Annotated in this window: 12 protein-coding genes; 2 read left to right on the top strand and 10 right to left on the bottom strand. The window is 57.0% G+C overall.

The window, feature by feature from the left end; genetic code table 11:
• Positions 1 to 14: 14 nt before the first annotated feature.
• Positions 15 to 1,553, bottom strand: a complete 1,539-nt coding sequence (locus E3E12_RS04220) for a hypothetical protein (protein WP_141443223.1) — start codon at positions 1,551 to 1,553, stop codon at positions 15 to 17.
• Between the two features lie 182 nt (positions 1,554 to 1,735).
• Complete coding sequence (locus E3E12_RS04215; protein ID WP_141443222.1) at positions 1,736 to 3,274, bottom strand: hypothetical protein; 1,539 nt, start codon at positions 3,272 to 3,274, stop codon at positions 1,736 to 1,738.
• 278 nt (positions 3,275 to 3,552) lie between these two features.
• On the opposite strand from E3E12_RS04215, the gene E3E12_RS04210 reads away from it, so the two are divergent.
• Positions 3,553 to 5,268, top strand: a complete 1,716-nt coding sequence (locus E3E12_RS04210) for a hypothetical protein (RefSeq protein WP_149498256.1) — start codon at positions 3,553 to 3,555, stop codon at positions 5,266 to 5,268.
• A 98-nt stretch (positions 5,269 to 5,366) separates the two neighbouring features.
• Here the strand turns inward: E3E12_RS04210 and E3E12_RS04205 are convergent, their stop codons facing one another.
• The 5 genes from E3E12_RS04205 to E3E12_RS04185 form a co-directional block, all read right to left on the bottom strand.
• Positions 5,367 to 7,118, bottom strand: coding sequence for a sulfatase-like hydrolase/transferase (locus E3E12_RS04205; RefSeq protein WP_141443220.1), 1,752 nt, complete (start codon positions 7,116 to 7,118; stop codon positions 5,367 to 5,369).
• A gap of 48 nt (positions 7,119 to 7,166) precedes the next feature.
• The gene (locus E3E12_RS04200; RefSeq protein WP_141443219.1) at positions 7,167 to 8,627 is read right to left on the bottom strand and encodes a hypothetical protein; all 1,461 of its coding nucleotides are present in this window, start codon (positions 8,625 to 8,627) and stop codon (positions 7,167 to 7,169) included.
• Between the two features lie 120 nt (positions 8,628 to 8,747).
• A complete protein-coding gene (locus tag E3E12_RS04195; protein WP_240810576.1) occupies positions 8,748 to 9,533 on the bottom strand; it encodes a polyprenol monophosphomannose synthase in 786 nt (261 codons plus the stop codon).
• Between the two features lie 90 nt (positions 9,534 to 9,623).
• A complete protein-coding gene (locus E3E12_RS04190; protein ID WP_141443218.1) occupies positions 9,624 to 10,811 on the bottom strand; it encodes a hypothetical protein in 1,188 nt (395 codons plus the stop codon).
• Positions 10,812 to 10,827: 16 nt separating this feature from the next.
• The gene (locus tag E3E12_RS04185) at positions 10,828 to 11,913 is read right to left on the bottom strand and encodes a glycosyltransferase (protein ID WP_141443217.1); all 1,086 of its coding nucleotides are present in this window, start codon (positions 11,911 to 11,913) and stop codon (positions 10,828 to 10,830) included.
• 199 nt (positions 11,914 to 12,112) lie between these two features.
• On the opposite strand from E3E12_RS04185, the gene E3E12_RS04180 reads away from it, so the two are divergent.
• Complete coding sequence (locus E3E12_RS04180; RefSeq protein ID WP_141443216.1) at positions 12,113 to 13,039, top strand: hypothetical protein; 927 nt, start codon at positions 12,113 to 12,115, stop codon at positions 13,037 to 13,039.
• Here E3E12_RS04180 and E3E12_RS04175 read toward each other — a convergent pair.
• The 3 genes from E3E12_RS04175 to E3E12_RS04165 all read right to left on the bottom strand — a co-directional run bounded on the left by E3E12_RS04175 (position 13,036) and on the right by E3E12_RS04165 (position 15,883).
• A complete protein-coding gene (locus E3E12_RS04175; RefSeq protein WP_141443215.1) occupies positions 13,036 to 14,139 on the bottom strand; it encodes a glycosyltransferase in 1,104 nt (367 codons plus the stop codon). The genes E3E12_RS04180 and E3E12_RS04175 overlap by 4 nt on opposite strands.
• 68 nt (positions 14,140 to 14,207) lie before the next feature.
• Positions 14,208 to 15,044: a nucleoside/nucleotide kinase family protein gene (locus E3E12_RS04170; protein ID WP_149498254.1), complete on the bottom strand. Its 837-nt coding sequence runs from the start codon at positions 15,042 to 15,044 to the stop codon at positions 14,208 to 14,210.
• On the bottom strand, positions 15,041 to 15,883 hold the full coding sequence (locus tag E3E12_RS04165) for a nucleoside/nucleotide kinase family protein (RefSeq protein WP_141443213.1): 843 nt from the start codon (positions 15,881 to 15,883) through the stop codon (positions 15,041 to 15,043). Before E3E12_RS04165 ends, E3E12_RS04170 begins: the two co-directional genes overlap by 4 nt.
• Between the last annotated feature and the right edge of the window lie 142 nt (positions 15,884 to 16,025).

The following is a 16,025-nucleotide window of genomic DNA, read 5'->3' as shown; positions in this document are numbered from 1 at the left end:
ATCCCTCTGGTTGCTTAGGGGGAGGGTGGGTTGATAAGTGGCTTCAGCCCTGGGCGCAAGCGCCAGATGATGAGGTCGTAAAGGTCTGTGGCGCTGAGGTGCGCATGAGAGCGTGAGCGAGGATGGGCGTAAACGCGCACATAGTCGCGCTTGACTGTGTCCAGGAACAGCTTGTCGGCAGCGCCCATGGTGGGGCGTGCGTCCGCATTGCCCACTTTGCTTTTGTCCACCAGATATTGGGGGCGCAGGGCCAGGATACGGGCGAGCTCCTGGAGGGTGTCACGGGGGAGAGCGCCTTGCTCCTCCTCGTCAGCAAGGTGGTTGGGGAAAGGCAGGTTGGTGACATGGCAGCGCGCGGCCTGTGGTGTTGCCTCCAGTACAAGGCCTTGGCTGAGATACTGGAACACGCAGCCAGCTGGGTTGGAGAGGGCCGTCTGCATGGCCTGCCAATCCCCCATTGTGCGGTCGCGCGCCAAAGTGCCCACAGTGTACTCCCCCCAGAGAGTGGTCACGGCCAGCCCAACCAGCAGAAGCGCTTTGCCAGCCTTGGCGCGCCAAAGCGGCGCCCACAGAACAGCGAAAGGCGCCATCAACGGCAAAGCGTAATAGCTTTGTATGCCAGGCACGATGATGACGGCGAGCAGGGCTATCAGCGCCCAACCACTGATGAACAGCCAGGGACCCCTCTCAGCACCCCTGAAGCGCAGACCCAGCAACCAACCCAAAGGCCACGCCAAAGCCAAGACTCCTCCTGCACAAGTCAGTTTGAGCTGTTGGCGGAGCTCCGGTTGGCCATGGCGCAAGAAGAGGGAGTCGACATTAGCGAACCACCAGTCATGGCCATGGCCGCTTGCGGCATAAGCCAGCGCCACAGCCAAAGTGGGCAGGAACGCCAGCCCAGCCCACAGAAGGCCGCAGCCACACCATGGCAGCAGCTTGAGCAGCAGCCTGCGCCAAAGCGGCGCAGTGGCTGGAAGGACCCTGGCGCGCCAAGCTAATGCCAGGAGGATTAATCCCAGGTAACAGCCCTCAAACACGGTTGTTGGCTTGAACTGCATAGCCAGCCCCACCAAGGCCATGGCGCACGCTCCATGCCCCAGCAACGTGGAAGGCTTGAGATCCCCCTTGCCTCTCCCCAGCACTAGGGCAGCGACCATCCAAACGGCCCAGACCATCAGGAGGTTGTAGAAAACCGGCGTCTCAATCCCGTAGCCGCGGCGCAGGTTGAGGCAAGCTACGTAAAGGAACGCGGCAACCCACGCGCCTGTTGCAGGTGCTATGGTCCTGGCCAGGCGGACAATCCCAAGGCCCGTGCCCCACACAGCCAGAACGGCGGCACAATGTGCAGCCCAAAAGCGCCAAGGGCCAAATTGGTCAAACAAGCCGTAGAAGGCGAACATCCCCCAAGGCTTCCTGTCCCAGACATCAGCGTAGATGACGTCCCCAGCCCAAAGGCGCCCGCCTGCGTAGAGGTAGAAATTGTCGTCATTGTCGACCAAGGGGTTGCCCAGCAGCGCCCAGCGCAGAGCAACCACCCACAAAAGCAGAACCACACCCCACAACCAGGGGGGCAGCCCTCGTTGAAAACGGCTTGGGACGCTTTGGGGCAAGGGAGCTTTCATGGGGAACCTATGGGGCCAACTGGAAGGGGAGGCCTGGTTCATAACATGGCTTTTGGTAACTAAGGCAGGTGGAGGCAGACAGTCCTGCCCTTCAAGGGCATGGTTTGAAGCCTTCATGGTTCAGGCGGGTTGATGAGTGGTTTCAGCCCTGGGCGCAAGCGCCAGATGATGAGGTCGTAAAGGTCTGTGGCGCTGAGGTGCGCATGAGAGCGTGAGCGAGGATGGGCGTAAACGCGCACATAGTCGCGCTTGACTGTATCCAGGAACAGCTTGTCGGCAGCGCCCATGGTGGGCCGTTCATGGCTGTCCCCCAGTTCGCTGGAAGCCACCAGATATTGGGGGCGCAGGGCCAGGATACGGGCGAGCTCCTGGAGGGTGTCACGGGGGAGAGCGCCTTGCTCCTCCTCGTCAGCAAGGTGGTTGGGGAAAGGCAGGTTGGTGACATGGCAGCGCGCGGCCTGTGGTGTTGCCTCCAGCACAAGACCTTGGCTGAGATACTGGAACACGCAGCCAGCTGGGTTGGAGAGGGCCGTCTGCATGGCCTGCCAATCCCCCATTGTGCGGTTGCGCGCTATGTGGAGGACGTCCTTCTCACCCCCCAGGACAGCCAGAACCAGAAAAGCCATGAAGCAGAGACGCCCCAAGGATTTTCGCCAAAGCGGCGCCCACAGAACAGCGAAAGGCGCCATCAACGGCAAAGCGTAATAGTTCAAGGCACCAGGCACGATGATGACGGCGAGCAGGGCTATCAGCGCCCAACCACTGATGAACAGCCAGGGACCCCTCTCAGCACCCCTGAAGCGCAGACCCAGCAACCAACCCAAAGGCCACGCCAAAGCCAGAAGGGCTGCTATGACCGCCAATTTCACATCATGGTGGCTATCAAGGACCTTGTGGCGCAAGAAGAGGGAGTCGACATTAGCGAACCACCAGTCATGGCCATGGCCGCTTGCGGCATAAGCCAGCGCCACAGCCAAAGTGGGCAGGAACGCCAGCCCAGCCCACAGAAGGCCGCAGCCACACCATGGCAGCAGCTTGAGCAGCAGCCTGCGCCAAAGCGGCGCAGTGGCTGGAAGGACCCTGGCGCGCCAAGCCAATGCCAGGAGAATTAATCCCAGGTAACAGCCCTCAAACACGGTTGTTGGCTTGAACTGCATAGCCAGCCCCACCAAGGCCATGGCGCACGCTCCATGCCCCAGCAACGTGGAAGGCTTGAGATCCCCCTTGCCTCTCCCCAGCACTAGGGCAGCGACCATCCAAACGGCCCAGACCATCAGGAGGTTGTAGAAAACCGGCGTCTCAATCCCGTAGCCGCGGCGCAGGTTGAGGCAAGCTACGTAAAGGAACGCGGCAACCCACGCGCCTGTTGCAGGCGCTATGGTCCTGGCCAGGCGAACAATCCCAAGGCCTGTGCCCCACACAGCCAGAACGGCGGCACAATGTGCAGCCCAAAAGCGCCAAGGGCCAAATTGGTCAAACAAGCCGTAAAAGGCGAACATCCCCCAAGGCTTCCTATCCCAGACATCAGCGTAGATGACGTCCCCAGCCCAAAGGCGCCCGCCTGCATAAAGGTAGAAGTTGTCGTCATTGTCGACCAAGGGGTTGCCCAGCAGCGCCCAGCGCAGAGCAACCACCCACAAAAGCAGAACCACACCCCACAACCAGGGGGGGCAACGCGCATTTGTAAGGAGAAATGCCAAGCGTTTTGCCAGGGTGGATCTTTGTTTTGAATGCATTGTGAAAGTCATCAGGTTTTTTGTTCTGCACTGCAAGGGCAGAAAGCCGCTTTTGCCCTCCGACATCGTTTTCATGTAAAAAGTTTTATGGGTTAACTTGCGGCAGTCAGAAAGAACGTCATGTAATCAAATTTTATAGATAAATTAATTTAGACATTTTATGTAAGAGTGAACATTAAAAGTAGGTTTGGTTCATGGTTGACTTGGACTTGTTGAATAGGAAAAACAAACACGTTCACAGTCAATTGTCTGAGGCAACCTACCCAACCTGCGCCATGGTGGTAGGGCTGCTGTTAGCGGCTTTGCTGGCCCAGGTTGGTGCTTATGGCAACCCTTTCCCTTTTATTGACCAGCAATTCTACCTTTACGGTGGGGGGCAAATCCTCCAAGGAAGCGTGCCTTATGTAGATTTCTGGGACCGCAAGCCTGTTGGGTTGTTCCTGTTTTATGGTTTGATTCGCCTGACAGGCAGTTGGCGCTTTTGGGTGCTGCCTTTAGTGGCAGCGCTTTCCTTGTGGGTGGGTGCCTGGGGCCTTACTCTAACAGCTTATCGCCTCCGCCCCTCACCTAGCGCCATGGTGGCAGGGTTGCTGTTCATTGAGGCCTCAGCCAGCAGCATCATGAAAATTGGTGGCCAGGCGGAGAATTTTTATCTTCCCTTGGTTATTTGGGCCATGGCGCTGCCTTTGAGCAGCTGGCAGCGTATAGCGATCAACTTGAAGAGCCTTTTCCTGGTTGGCTGTGCCAGCATGGCGCTTTTCGGTTTTGCCTTGCAAATCAAGCCTTCCTGCGTTCTGGAAGGGATTCTGCTGGGACTGGCGTTGCTCATTATGCTGACCAAGCAAGCCCTCCCCACAATGTCCAAAGTGAAGGCGCTGTTTTTCTGTGGGGCTGTTTGGGTGGCCTTGGCGGCTGCCCCCACCATGGCTGTGGCGTTTTGGTATTGGCTGCATGGTTTTGGACCAGAATGGCTTTACGCGAACCTGGGCAATTTGCAGTACAGGGACCCTTCTGCCCAGTACCACCATGTTCTGCATTTTCTGGAGAATATCGCCACCGCAACGATGTTCTACATGCCCGTGCTTGTATACACGCTTTGGCAGTGGCCCAGACTGAAACGCCAAAAAGCGCAAATCCTGTTCATTCTCCTGTGGGGGTTGGTGGCGTTTGGAATGGGGGTGAAACTGCGCAGTGGCTATGGTTCAACCCATTATTTGCTGCCTGCTGTTCCAGCCCTGGCGCTGCTGGCGGTTTACTGGGCTGGGGAGGGTGGATGGCGCAAAGCCATCCCTTGGCTGCTTGGGGCTGGCTTCCTGCCTGGCCTGTTGTGGGCCAATTTCTTCGTGTCGCCGTTTTCGCTCCATGGCCAGCGCGACAGGGTGTTCTATCATTACAGCCAACTAATTCTGCGCCAGCAGCCTGGGTGCCTGCTGGGCCTTGGGGGGGAATGGATGATGCAGGACTTGTCAGCTGCCACGGCCAGTTGCCATGTCACTAAGTTCACGTTTCCAGATCATTTGCTGGATCCACAGGAATGGCGCGCTTTAGGGGTAGGGCAGCAACAGGAAGTCATGCGTTCCTTGGCGTTGCGCCCGCTTTATGTGGTGTACCAACTGCACCCCACAGCAGAATCCTGCCAAACAAACCCTTCCTGCCGTTACACCAGGGGGCGGCAGGTTTTTTGGCGCCACACCCCTTACCGGGACTTGGAAACCCAGATCCAAAAGGTGCTTGCGCAGGATTATGTGCCTGTCATCATCAATCCAGAGATTTACGATGACCCCCCTTTCACCTTGTACAAGCTCAAACCAGGGCTTTTGCCGCACATCGTTCCCAAGGGCTTTTCGCCAAGCCCCTCAAACACGGTGGCTGTTCCTTGGTTGAGAATCCCTAGTCCCTCAACGCCATGAAGTGAATCACAGCTGGCTTGGTGTTCTTAGGGATGGAAATGCCAAGCAACTTGGCTACAGCAAGATTTGGTGCCCATTCAAGGCGTTTAAATGCTTTTTCAGGGATGATCCGTGAGGTTCTCATAATCATCGGCCTGCTCCATGCGCCATATGCGGTCATGTTCCCTGTCACGCTCGATAGCTTTGGGGTCAACTTCATAACCCATTATTTTGGATAGAAGGTATTTGTTCATATTGGTGGAATAGAAACCATTTTGTTGACGCAGTTTTTCAGCTTCTTGGCACCACTGGCGTGATTGTGGGCCGTAAATGACAACAGGGGCCCAATATTGTTGATGGCCATACAGCATGGCATGGGCATGAAGCTTGAGGTCCTCGCCATGGTCAGAACTGTAAAATAGGACATAGTCATCTCCCCACGCCTTGTGGGCAGCCTGGTTGATCCTCTCCAGCAAGGCATCTGTGTGGTGGAGTGAGCGTTCGTAGTCTGTAGCATGAGGCAACGCCACACGGTCTGCGGCTTGGTAACGGTGGGCATAGGGGAAGTGGGAACCTTCCAAGTGGAACACGTAAAGCTGTGCATGCCCAGACCATTGCCCCTGTAGGTGCAGGTAGGGGGCTAACAAGGTGTCATCATCAAAGGTGGATGTGTCCACCTTGCCGAAATCCTGCCTGGTTGCTGGGTGCTGCACATTGGCCAGAACATGGTCGGGATCGTGGTAAAGGTTGTCACCCAAGTCAAAAAGCACATCAGCATGGTTGGCCACGTAACCAATCATGCCGCTATAGACCCCTGTTTCCTGCTGAACGGTCAAAAAGGCTGTTTTCATCCCCTGATTGTGGGCGAGTTCCACCAAATTGCGTTTTTCCATGACATTTGCCTGCATGTCAGGGCGCCAGAAGGACAGTGAAGGTAAAACAGCCCAACGCGTGGCTGGCGCGACAGCATGGGTGTTGCTGACAAGGCATGCCTGGCCGTGGCTGATGTCAGCGCTCAGCGCTGGTGTGGTTGGTACAGTCCAGCCATACGCCCCCATGCGGTCACGCATGGCACTTTCACCAATGACGATGATGAGGTGATGAACAGGCAGGACGCTATGGCCAGTGATTTCCTCTGGTATGGCGTGGTGGCCGAGTGGCGCGGAATTACGCCCTGGATCCAAAGTCATGAGGGCAACGCCCAGACCATCCCCCAAGGGGTTTGCTAGGAGGTCGTGCACAGCGCGACCGAATTTCCAATAGGTGTCTGGTTCGTTCAGGCTGTGGCATGGTGGCTGGGGGATGCCGTTCAAAGCCACGCATACATGCCCAGAACTCCAGGAGCGTCTTAAGCGTGGCAGCCAGTCATTGTCCGTGCTGGTGCCTTGGACTAGGAGACTGACGCCCAAAGCGCTTAGTAACAATCCAACCACCACCAGCGACCAAGAGCGCGCCAGCCTGCGCCTGCCAAGCCACGCCAAGGCACCCATAATGGTGAAGGCCCCAACCAGCCACCACCTGTAATGGTGGGCTTCGCCGCTGCCAGCGATGGCCTCCAAAACTGGGTAGTCAATGACGCCTGTCAAATGAATGATGTAGAGGTCCACCAAGGCCAGTGAAAACCATAACTCAAGCCCTAGAAGACCAAACAACCCCCCCACCCCCGCCAGGATCGCCGTTGGCGCGGCAACCAGTAGCCAGCTTGCCAAGAGGGGGCAGGCCCCTTGGGGTGGGAACTGTTCATGCAGCATGACCCACAGCCATAAGCCACCCATGGCGATTTCCAGCCAAAGCAGGATGCGCCACGGTGGGGGAACTTGCTTGGAGTGCGCCCCGTGATTGGATGGTTCTGAAGGTTTTTGCAAAGACATGGTGTAGATGTGGCCGTGCTACCCAACAATATGTGGCCTTGTTGGCGCTTAGGGATGGGTGTGCGGTTGCAGGCCAGATTTCAAACGCCAGATGATGACGTTATAGCGGTCTTTAAGCCTGTGGCCATAAGCGAATTCATAATCGCGATTGATGACATCAAGAAGGTGCCTGTCTTGGGGCATGATGGGTTGATTGTCTGCACCCATTTCCGTGAAATCGTCCGTTACGATGTAGCGTGGGTGTTGGGAAAGCACCCTCACAACCTCCCTGTATTCATTGGGCGTAACGCCTAAGGCGCCTTGTTCGCGGGGCAATCCCAAATGCGCTGGAAAGGGCCAGCGCGTTAGCTGGCAATTGGCAGCGGTCGGGGTGGCATCCAGCAGGATGGGATTGGCGTCATATTCGAACACGCATCCTTCAGGCTGCGAAAGGACTTTCACCATGGCGTCATAATCATGGCGGTTGGCAAAGCGGTCCTGGCGGATCACCTTGGCTTCCCCAGCCACGGTCATGTAAATGCCCAGCACGGCGACACTCAGGGTGGTGATGCGATTGTCAAAAAGCACTGGCAGCAAAACACAGAAAGGCAGCAAAAGGGGCAGGTTGTAGTGGTTGTAGAACCCTCCCACCACCACCACAGCCACCACAGCCGCCAAAGCCCAGCCAGAGATGAGCGCAAACCGGGATTTTTGAATAGCGGTGAAACGGATGTGGAATGCCCATGCCAAAGGCCAGACCGCCGCCATGATCAATACCAGGCGCAGGAAGCGCTTCAGGTTGTGGGGCTCGAGTTCAGCGTGGCGTTGAAAAATGGATTCCACATTAGCAAACCACCATTCATGCCCATGCCCTGAAAGAGCGTAGCCCCCGATGATAAGCAAAGTGGGCATCAAGGCGCAGAGTACCCAAATGACGCTGTCTGACAAAAGGGTGCGCCATTTCAAATGGTTGTGCAGTCCCAGAAGGATGAAACCAAGCCCCAGATAAACCCCTTCAAAGACCACAGTTGGCTTCAGTGTCAGGGCCAACCCCACCAAGCCCATGCTGGCCATGCCCATTTGGCGCAGCTTTCCCTTGGTGGCGGGGGCGTCTGGCCATTGCCTCACTAAAAGCCAGAATGCCAACGCCATGAGGAAATTGTAGTAAACAGGCGCCTGGCCCCCGTAACCCACATACATGTTGAGGGCCGCCACATAGAGGAAGCCGCCAAAAGCCGCCCCCCAAACATGTTTTGTCAACGACTGGGCCATGTTCTTGATGAGGAGCGCCGTTCCCCAAACTGCCATGACAGCGCCAAGCTGATAGGCCCAGAAACGCCAGCTGCCAAACAAATGGAAAAAGGCGTAGAGAGCGAAAAGCCCAAAGGGTTTTCTGTCCCAGACGCTCACATAAGGCAGGTGCCCTTTAAGCAGCTGCCCGCCGATATACAGGTAGAAATCCTCATCATTGTAAATGAGGGGGTTGCCCAATAGCCGCCAACGCAACGCCACTGTCCAGAGCAGAAGCAAGGCCGGTATAAGCCAGTGAGCTTGCTTGAAACCGTTTTGGGGAAAATGTCCAACTTTCCCTGAAATGCTTTGCCACTGCTGGGAAAGCTGGTTTTTAAGCGGCGCATTTTCCATGTCGGGCTATTGTTTTTTCTGTTGCAGGCGTTTGAAAAGCAAAAGGCTGAGCTGAACTAGGGCTTCTAGGAACACGCGCGGCCCAAGCTTGCTTTCCCCATGAAGGCGGTTGCGGAAAACCAGCGGCACTTCCACCAGCTGCGTGCTGCGTGGTACGCGCGCCAGGATGTCCACCAAAACCTTGAACCCACGCCCGCGCAGCGCTGTTGCCGCTTGTTCAGCCAAGGGGCGCCTGATGGCGAAGAAGCCGCTCATGGGGTCGGATGTCTTCACGTTCAGGACGATGACGGTCATTTTCGTGCCCAGCGCTGAAAGCGCCTGGCGCAAGCCATTGGAAAGCCCTGCTGCTGAGCCACCCTTCACGTAGCGGCTGGCCACCACGGCGTCAGCGCCGTTCTCCAGCCTCTCCAGCATGGTGGGCAACAAAGCCTCGTCATGCTGCCCATCGCCGTCCATCACAGCCACGTAGGGTGCAGAGGAGGAAAGGAAGCCCTCCATCACAGCAGAGGAGAGGCCGCGCCTGCCTATGCGCTTGATGACCCGCAGCTGCCGGTTGGTGGCTGCTATGGCACGCGCCACTTCAGCTGTGCCATCAGGGGAGTTGTCATCAACGATGATCATCTCCCACGCTTGTCCTTGCCCAGCCTTGTTGAAGGCGGCCTCCACACCCTGAACCAACGCTGGCACATTGGCGGCCTCGTTGTACACAGGCACAACCAGGCTCAGGCGTGGCATGGGTGCAGTCATCAAGGCAAACCAATCAGCTTGGGGTTCAGGCGTGAGGGCTGGCATCTACCCTCTTTGCCCCATTCTAGCCTAAAAGATGACTGTGTAACAATCTGAAGGGCCACCTGATGGCGTTGCCACCAGCTTGATAGCGCGTCAGCCTTGGCGTGTGGCCTTCAAGAAGGTGCAGATGGTGCTGGCGCCGCGTTCAGAAGCACCCAGCAGGGGCCATGGCCCGAATGTCTCCTGAAGCATCTCTTCCTGCTGTGCTTTGTAAAGGTGGTGGCGCGCAGGCGCTGCGTTGATGGCGTCCATGATGGCGTCTGGGTCCTCAACCACGTCCCCCAGCGTCCAGTTGCGGAAATAAGGGTTGTCGCGCCAGGGAAGGCGGTTGAGGTTGAGGAAAACGCAGGGCTTTGGCGTGTGTAGGAACTCATAAAACTGGCTGCTGACATCCCCCACATATATGTCAGCCTGGGCGGCGTTGGTCATGTCCAGGGCGGCCACGCTGCCCGTGTCCACATGGACATGATCGGAGGCTAGCTTTTGGAAGCGGCGTTTCAATAACCCCCAGCTTTCATCAAACATTTTGACGTGGGGTGCGATCAGCAGTTCTTGCCCATCCCGCCGTGTGGCCATGAAGGCGCTGTGAAGTGCTTTGAGGGCCCTTGGCCAAGCGCTGAGCTTCTTTTTGTAATGGGGGTTGTAGAGGATGTTCTGGGGAGCCCTCGCGCGTGCTGGCGTTTTGAGCTGGGCATTTTGAAGGTGGGGGCCGGCCAGGTCGAATTTGGGCAGCCCAATGTCCTTGATTTGCCCAGCTTTGCAGATTCCTTCACGCAAGAAATAGTTCACTGTTTTGGGCCCACTGACTAAGGCCAGGTCAAAGTGCTTCAACAAATGCTCATCGCCCACCCGGCGTTCGCCACTGCCATGGGTCAAGTAGATGAGCTTGGGATGGCGAAGACCAGCCTGGCGCAACAGGGCTGCAGGATATTCCGTCGTCACAATGGCGTCATAAGGCTCCAGGGTGCTGACATTGGCCCGCAGGATGGCTTCACGCTGCTTGTCTAGCAGGCGTGTGGCCTCCAGCAGGCGTGCGGCCATGGGGCGGCGCAGGGGGGCGCGGGGCAGTTCAGGCTGGCGCAGCTTCGCCCTAATACGCTGGATATGAGGCAAGCAGGCATCGAAATTGACAAATTCCGTCACCGTGCAATCCGCCCGGGCTGCCAGCGCGCTGGCCAATGGGGCGAGGTGGTAGCAATGGTAGGGTTCAGCAATGTAGAGCACCGCGATGCGCCAAGGCTTGGCGGGGCGGCTGAATGACTGGGTAGTGTCACTTTTCATGGGGCCAGTTTCTCCTTCAAGCGCGCAACCTGTTCTGCAAAGCTTGAAGCACGTTTTGGGCGTGTTTTTGGAAAGCTTCAGGTCCGAACTGGCTGAGGGTGTTTTTCTGGGCAATCAGGGCCATGTCGCGCAGCGCGCTTTGGTTGGCCATGGCATGAGCCAGAATGGCGGCGATGGACTGTGCAGGGTTGGCAGGGTCAATCACGAAGCCACAGCGCCCTCCATCAAGGCTTTCCCTCATTTGGCCGAAAGGCGTTGCAGCGCAGGGCACGCCAGCTGCCATAGCTTCATGAAGCGCCAGGCACATGCCCTCATAGCGTGAAGGCTGCAGGTAAAGGTGCAGGCTTTCCAGGAAAGAGGGCACGTCATCGCTGAAGCCAGGCAGAGTAACGTTGCTTTCCAAACCATGCTGGCGCACGAGGGCCTCAAGTTTGGCGCGTTCAGGACCTTCCCCCAGGATGGTCAGGTGCACTTGCTGGGCTGCCTGGGGGTTCTGGCGCTTGAACAAGGCCAGGCCTTCAATCAGGGCTGGGTAGTTCTTGACCTCGTGAAGGCGTCCTGAACTGCCAATGTGAAAACGCCCAACACCATCCCACTGCAAAGGGGGGGTAGATGGGGGCTGGGCCTGGTAAAGGGGCCATTGGGCAACGCGGTCAGCGTCCAGGGGCCCTTCATCGCGCATGAAGCGCGCAACATCTGGGGAGTCAGCCACCCACAGGGTGGAGAAGTTCCTCATTCGCCGTGTGTGGGGGCGCAGACTGGCGCTGTGCTTCCAACTGACCACGGGAATGTTCAACAATTTGCCCACCAATTGCCCTGCCGCCGTGGCGCGGCTCAGCGATGTCCAGATGACGTCTGGCCGCTTATGCAACATCAGCCGGGCAAAGGCCCAGACGCTGGCATGGAAAGGGGGGCGGGCGTCATGCAGCAATTGCCAGCGAATGCCCGCCTTGTCCAAACGTGGGATGGTTGCGCCATTGCTGCGATTGCAGGCCACCAGCTGCACGTCATGACCCTCGGCTTCAAGCGCCTTGACGATGGCGGGCAGGGCGAATTCGGCGCCACCATCTTCAAAGGTGGAAATAAGGTAGCTGATTTTCATGATGGAGAAACCTTCTGCCAGCAGGCGCTTGGGAAACCCCGCTGTTTCTCCAGGCTTTCCGTGCAAGGGATGTTAAAACACTGTGAATGGATGCAACCAGCCCTGTTGTTCTGGTATGGCTGGGCCTGACGCGATGGTGCGCTGCCTGCCATTGTGCCCTTGGTTGGTTGCAGCACCCCTATCTTAAAGATGAGTTTCCATGCCCGTTGCCCCCCCATCCGTCAAACTTGATTGGCCGCGTTTCAAAAAAGCCATTTTGGACAAGCTTAATGGCTACATTTTGATTGACGATGAACCCCACCCCGATGCTGTCTTGCCAGACAATGTCATGCCACGCTGCACGGCGGCGGAGATCCAGGCTGGCTATGCGTTGTGCTGGCAACTGCTTGACCGTGGCGCGGACATGAAGGCCTTCAGGCGGCTGGTGTGGCGTATAGCGCGCCAAGGGAGCGCCACACCAGAAGATCAGCTTGCCTTCAAGGATGTACGCGGCCGCTGCAAACATTTGCGTTTTGGCTTCGTCAATTTCGACAGGCGCCACATATACCCTGTGTTGCTGCAAAGCGCCATTGTGCTCATGGGGAACATGCAGGATGCCTTCAAGAATGGGCGCCGTTACACCACCCTTTATTACGGTTTGTGGCTGTTGCTGACTACATCGCCGCTTTTTTGGTGGTTGGCCAAGCTTGAACTGCGCCACTTCAGGCCAGACACCCCAGAGGGGGTTTTGGCATGGCAGCGCAAGGAAAATGACAATCTGGCCCAAGCCACCCAATCAGCCTTGAAAGGCAACGGCATGAGTGCGCATGCGTTCCACTGCATGCGCAAGGTCATCAGCCGCCGCACGTCATTCAACGACACGTTGCGCGTCATCAGGCCCAGTACATGGTTGGATGACCTGGCCAAATCCCTGGCCACTATGAACGGCATGATGGGTGAATTGCATGATGTGCTTATAGAGCGTGCCATGGATGGACAGCAGGATTACCGGCACGACCAATTCATGCCCCCCAAGGCAATTTTGGAAAGCCTGGGCGATTTTGTGAACCAAGCCCGTGGGAGCGGAAACGTCCCACCTGATAAACACGTACCACCCCTGGCCATGCCAGAAGGGGAGCGGCGTTAAGGTTTGGGCTTGATGGCTTTCTGAATCATGGCCAGCACGTTTTGGGCGCGTTTTTGGAAAGCTTCAGGTCCGAACTGGCTGAGGGTGTTTTTCTGGGCAATCAGGGCCATGTCGCGCAGCGCGCTTTGGTTGGCCATGGCATGAGCCAGAATGGCGGCGATGGACTGTGCAGGGTTGGCAGGGTCAATCACGAAGCCACAGCGCCCTCCATCAAGGCTTTCCCTCATTTGGCCGAAAGGCGTTGCAGCGCAGGGCACGCCAGCTGCCATAGCTTCATGAAGCGCCAGGCACATGCCCTCATAGCGTGAAGGCTGCAGGTAAAGGTGCAGGCTTTCCAGGAAAGAGGGCACGTCATCGCTGAAGCCAGGCAGAGTAACGTTGCTTTCCAAACCATGCTGGCGCACGAGGGCCTCAAGTTTGGCGCGTTCAGGACCTTCCCCCAGGATGGTCAGGTGCACTTGCTGGGCTGCCTGGGGGTTCTGGCGCTTGAACAAGGCCAGGCCTTCAATCAGGGCTGGGTAGTTCTTGACCTCGTGAAGGCGTCCTGAACTGCCAATGTGAAAACGCCCAACACCATCCCACTGCAAAGGGGGCACTGCTGAAGTTTGCGCTTTGTAGATGGGCCATTCAACAACCCGTTTTGCAGGCACTTTGCCTTCATCACGCATGTAATGCGCCACGACAGAGGAATCAGCGACCCACAATTTGGAAAGGCCGGTCATGATGCGCGTGTAGCTGCGCAAGCTGGTGCTGTTCTGCCAGCTGACCACAGGGATTTTCAGAAGCCAGCCAGCTATCTGGGCTATGGCTGTGGCGCGGCTCAATGATGTCCAGATGACGTCTGGCCTGTCTTGTGAAAGCAACTTGAGGCAGTTCCAAAGCGTTGTGAAAAAATAGAAGGGCACTGGAACGTTGTCTTGATTGAGCAGGCGCCAAACTATGCCAGCCCGTTTGAGGTTAGGCATAGCTCGCCCGTCACTGGGCTGGCATGCCACCAGCCGCACCTCGTTCCCCTCTGCTTCAAGGGCTTTGATGATGGCGGGGACCGGGCTTTGGGCCCCGCCGCCCTTCAAGGTGGAGATGATGTAGGTGATCTTCATGGAGTGCGTGCCTCAATTGCGTTTGTGGCACGCTACATCCAAAGGCAAAGGGCTTGAAACGGAAAAATTCAAAGCTTTTTGATGAGGCCGCGCGCCATCAATGCCTCCAGAGCGGCTTTGCGCACTTCAGAGAGGGGCTTGCGGGCATCCAGAACCACCCGTGCCGCCCCCCTGAACCGCAGCTGCGGCATGATAGCTGCCTTGGTGCGTAAGGCTTCAAGGTCATGGTCTGGCTTGCGGGCCACGGCGCGTTCAGCGTCCACATCCAGGAAAATGACCAGATCAGGCTTGAAGGACGTCATGTAGCCGTACCAAGCGCGCTCCAAGGCTGCCAATCCCCGGACAAAAGGGTTGCGGCTATAGCCAGCTGAAAGCCCTGGCCCATCGCAATGGCCTGGAACTTCCTGCTGGGGGTAACGGTCTGTGATGACGAAATCGCCTTTCTCAACCTGCTGCCGTACTTTCAGAAAGCGCTTGAAGCGCAACAGTGAAAAGGCGAACACTACCAAGGCAGTGGGAAAACCAGGGATTTTGGCGCCTTTTGTGCGTGCTTTCTTAGCTCGTGTGGCGATGCGTTTTTCAAGGAACCCACCCACGCCAGGCAAAGCCGCTATTTTCCGCCCCAGGTCGCCAGAACCTTGGCCAAGGTAGCCATAGCGTACAGGATGTCTGACTGGCACCAACCCCCCACCTTCCTGGGAGGGGTGGTTAAGGATCTGAATGAGCTGACGACTGAGGGTGGATTTGCCTGAGCCATCACACCCCACCAAGGCCACCAAGACCCCGCGCCGCCCTGTGGTGCTGGAAGCCGTCAGGGGTGCAGCGACCATGGTTTGTTCAGCTTCAGCAGCATGGGGTTGGAGGGCATGTGGTGAAGGGGCGGTTTGGGAGGGGCTAAAGGTCAAGGGTGACGGTTCCTGCAAGGCGCTGCCGGGGAAAGGCCATAGCTGGCAAGGGCTGCATCAAGCACTTTAAGTGCGCTTGCCTGTACTGATTCTAAAGGAAGGGTTCCATCTATAGCCACAATGGGGACGCTACCACCCCCCAGGGCCGCAGGGCGTTGCAATTTGATGTGCGGCAAGTCTGCAATTTTACACGCCAGACGTTCGCCGTCATGGTCTGGTTTGCGGGCCAAGGCTGTTTCCAAGTCAATATCTAGCCTGATGATGATGTCAGGCGGCGTGTTGAGCATGAATTTGTAAAGGTGTTCCTCAAACCGTTTCAGGCTACGCAACGCTAAGTTGTCGCCTGTGAATTTGGGGAAGGTCGGCCCATCCATGGGGCCAGGGCGGTTTAGTTGCGGGAAGCGGTCCGTGATGATGCATTCCCCCTTTGCAAGGTGCGTTTTCATTTTGGAAAAACGCGCGAAACGCCTCAGCAGCAATCCCAAAGTCACGAGAAGAACAGATGCAGAGGCCGTAGCACCCTTTTTGCGCTTAGCACGTTCAGTATGGGATTTCTTTTTAATCAAAGGCCCCAGAATAGGCCACGCCATGACTTGCCGCCCAAGATTGCCCCCTTGCTTACCCAAATGGCACAGGGCGGTGGGGTAGCGTTGCGCAGCCTGTTCATAAAGCCACTCAGTCAAGGTGGATTTACCAGAACCGTCACAACCGATCACGGCAATGATGGGGGCTTTGCGGCCTGGCAAAGGGCGTAGGGAAAAAACCTGCCCCTTGTCAGCCCCTGTTGTGGGGGGCTTTGTCTGATGGGGGGAATCTAGGGTGGGATTAGGAGCAGTCATAGGAACACTATTGTGAATAACCAGCTGGATTAAGGCTGAGAATACTACCTGCCGGACAGGCAAACTGCAAAACCTCCCACCCAGATGCTTTTTAAGGGGCGATGTTTCTGTAAGCTGCGCACTGCTGAGTACAGATGATTTT

Source organism: Formicincola oecophyllae, from assembly GCF_006542395.2.
Taxonomy (GTDB): domain Bacteria; phylum Pseudomonadota; class Alphaproteobacteria; order Acetobacterales; family Acetobacteraceae; genus Formicincola; species Formicincola oecophyllae.
Note: the sequence above shows the minus strand (reverse complement) of the source record. Positions and strands in the feature narration are given on the sequence as shown.

What these genes read in the sequence shown, in the direction of transcription:
- E3E12_RS04210 (WP_149498256.1), top strand. Translation starts at nt 3,553, where the DNA reads ATGGTTGACTTGGACTTGTTGAATAGGAAAAACAAACACGTTCACAGT.
- E3E12_RS04205 (WP_141443220.1), bottom strand. Translation starts at nt 7,118, where the DNA reads ATGTCTTTGCAAAAACCTTCAGAACCATCCAATCACGGGGCGCACTCC.
- E3E12_RS04195 (WP_240810576.1), bottom strand. Translation starts at nt 9,533, where the DNA reads ATGCCAGCCCTCACGCCTGAACCCCAAGCTGATTGGTTTGCCTTGATG.
- E3E12_RS04190 (WP_141443218.1), bottom strand. Translation starts at nt 10,811, where the DNA reads ATGAAAAGTGACACTACCCAGTCATTCAGCCGCCCCGCCAAGCCTTGG.
- E3E12_RS04185 (WP_141443217.1), bottom strand. Translation starts at nt 11,913, where the DNA reads ATGAAAATCAGCTACCTTATTTCCACCTTTGAAGATGGTGGCGCCGAA.
- E3E12_RS04180 (WP_141443216.1), top strand. Translation starts at nt 12,113, where the DNA reads ATGCCCGTTGCCCCCCCATCCGTCAAACTTGATTGGCCGCGTTTCAAA.
- E3E12_RS04175 (WP_141443215.1), bottom strand. Translation starts at nt 14,139, where the DNA reads ATGAAGATCACCTACATCATCTCCACCTTGAAGGGCGGCGGGGCCCAA.
- E3E12_RS04165 (WP_141443213.1), bottom strand. Translation starts at nt 15,883, where the DNA reads ATGACTGCTCCTAATCCCACCCTAGATTCCCCCCATCAGACAAAGCCC.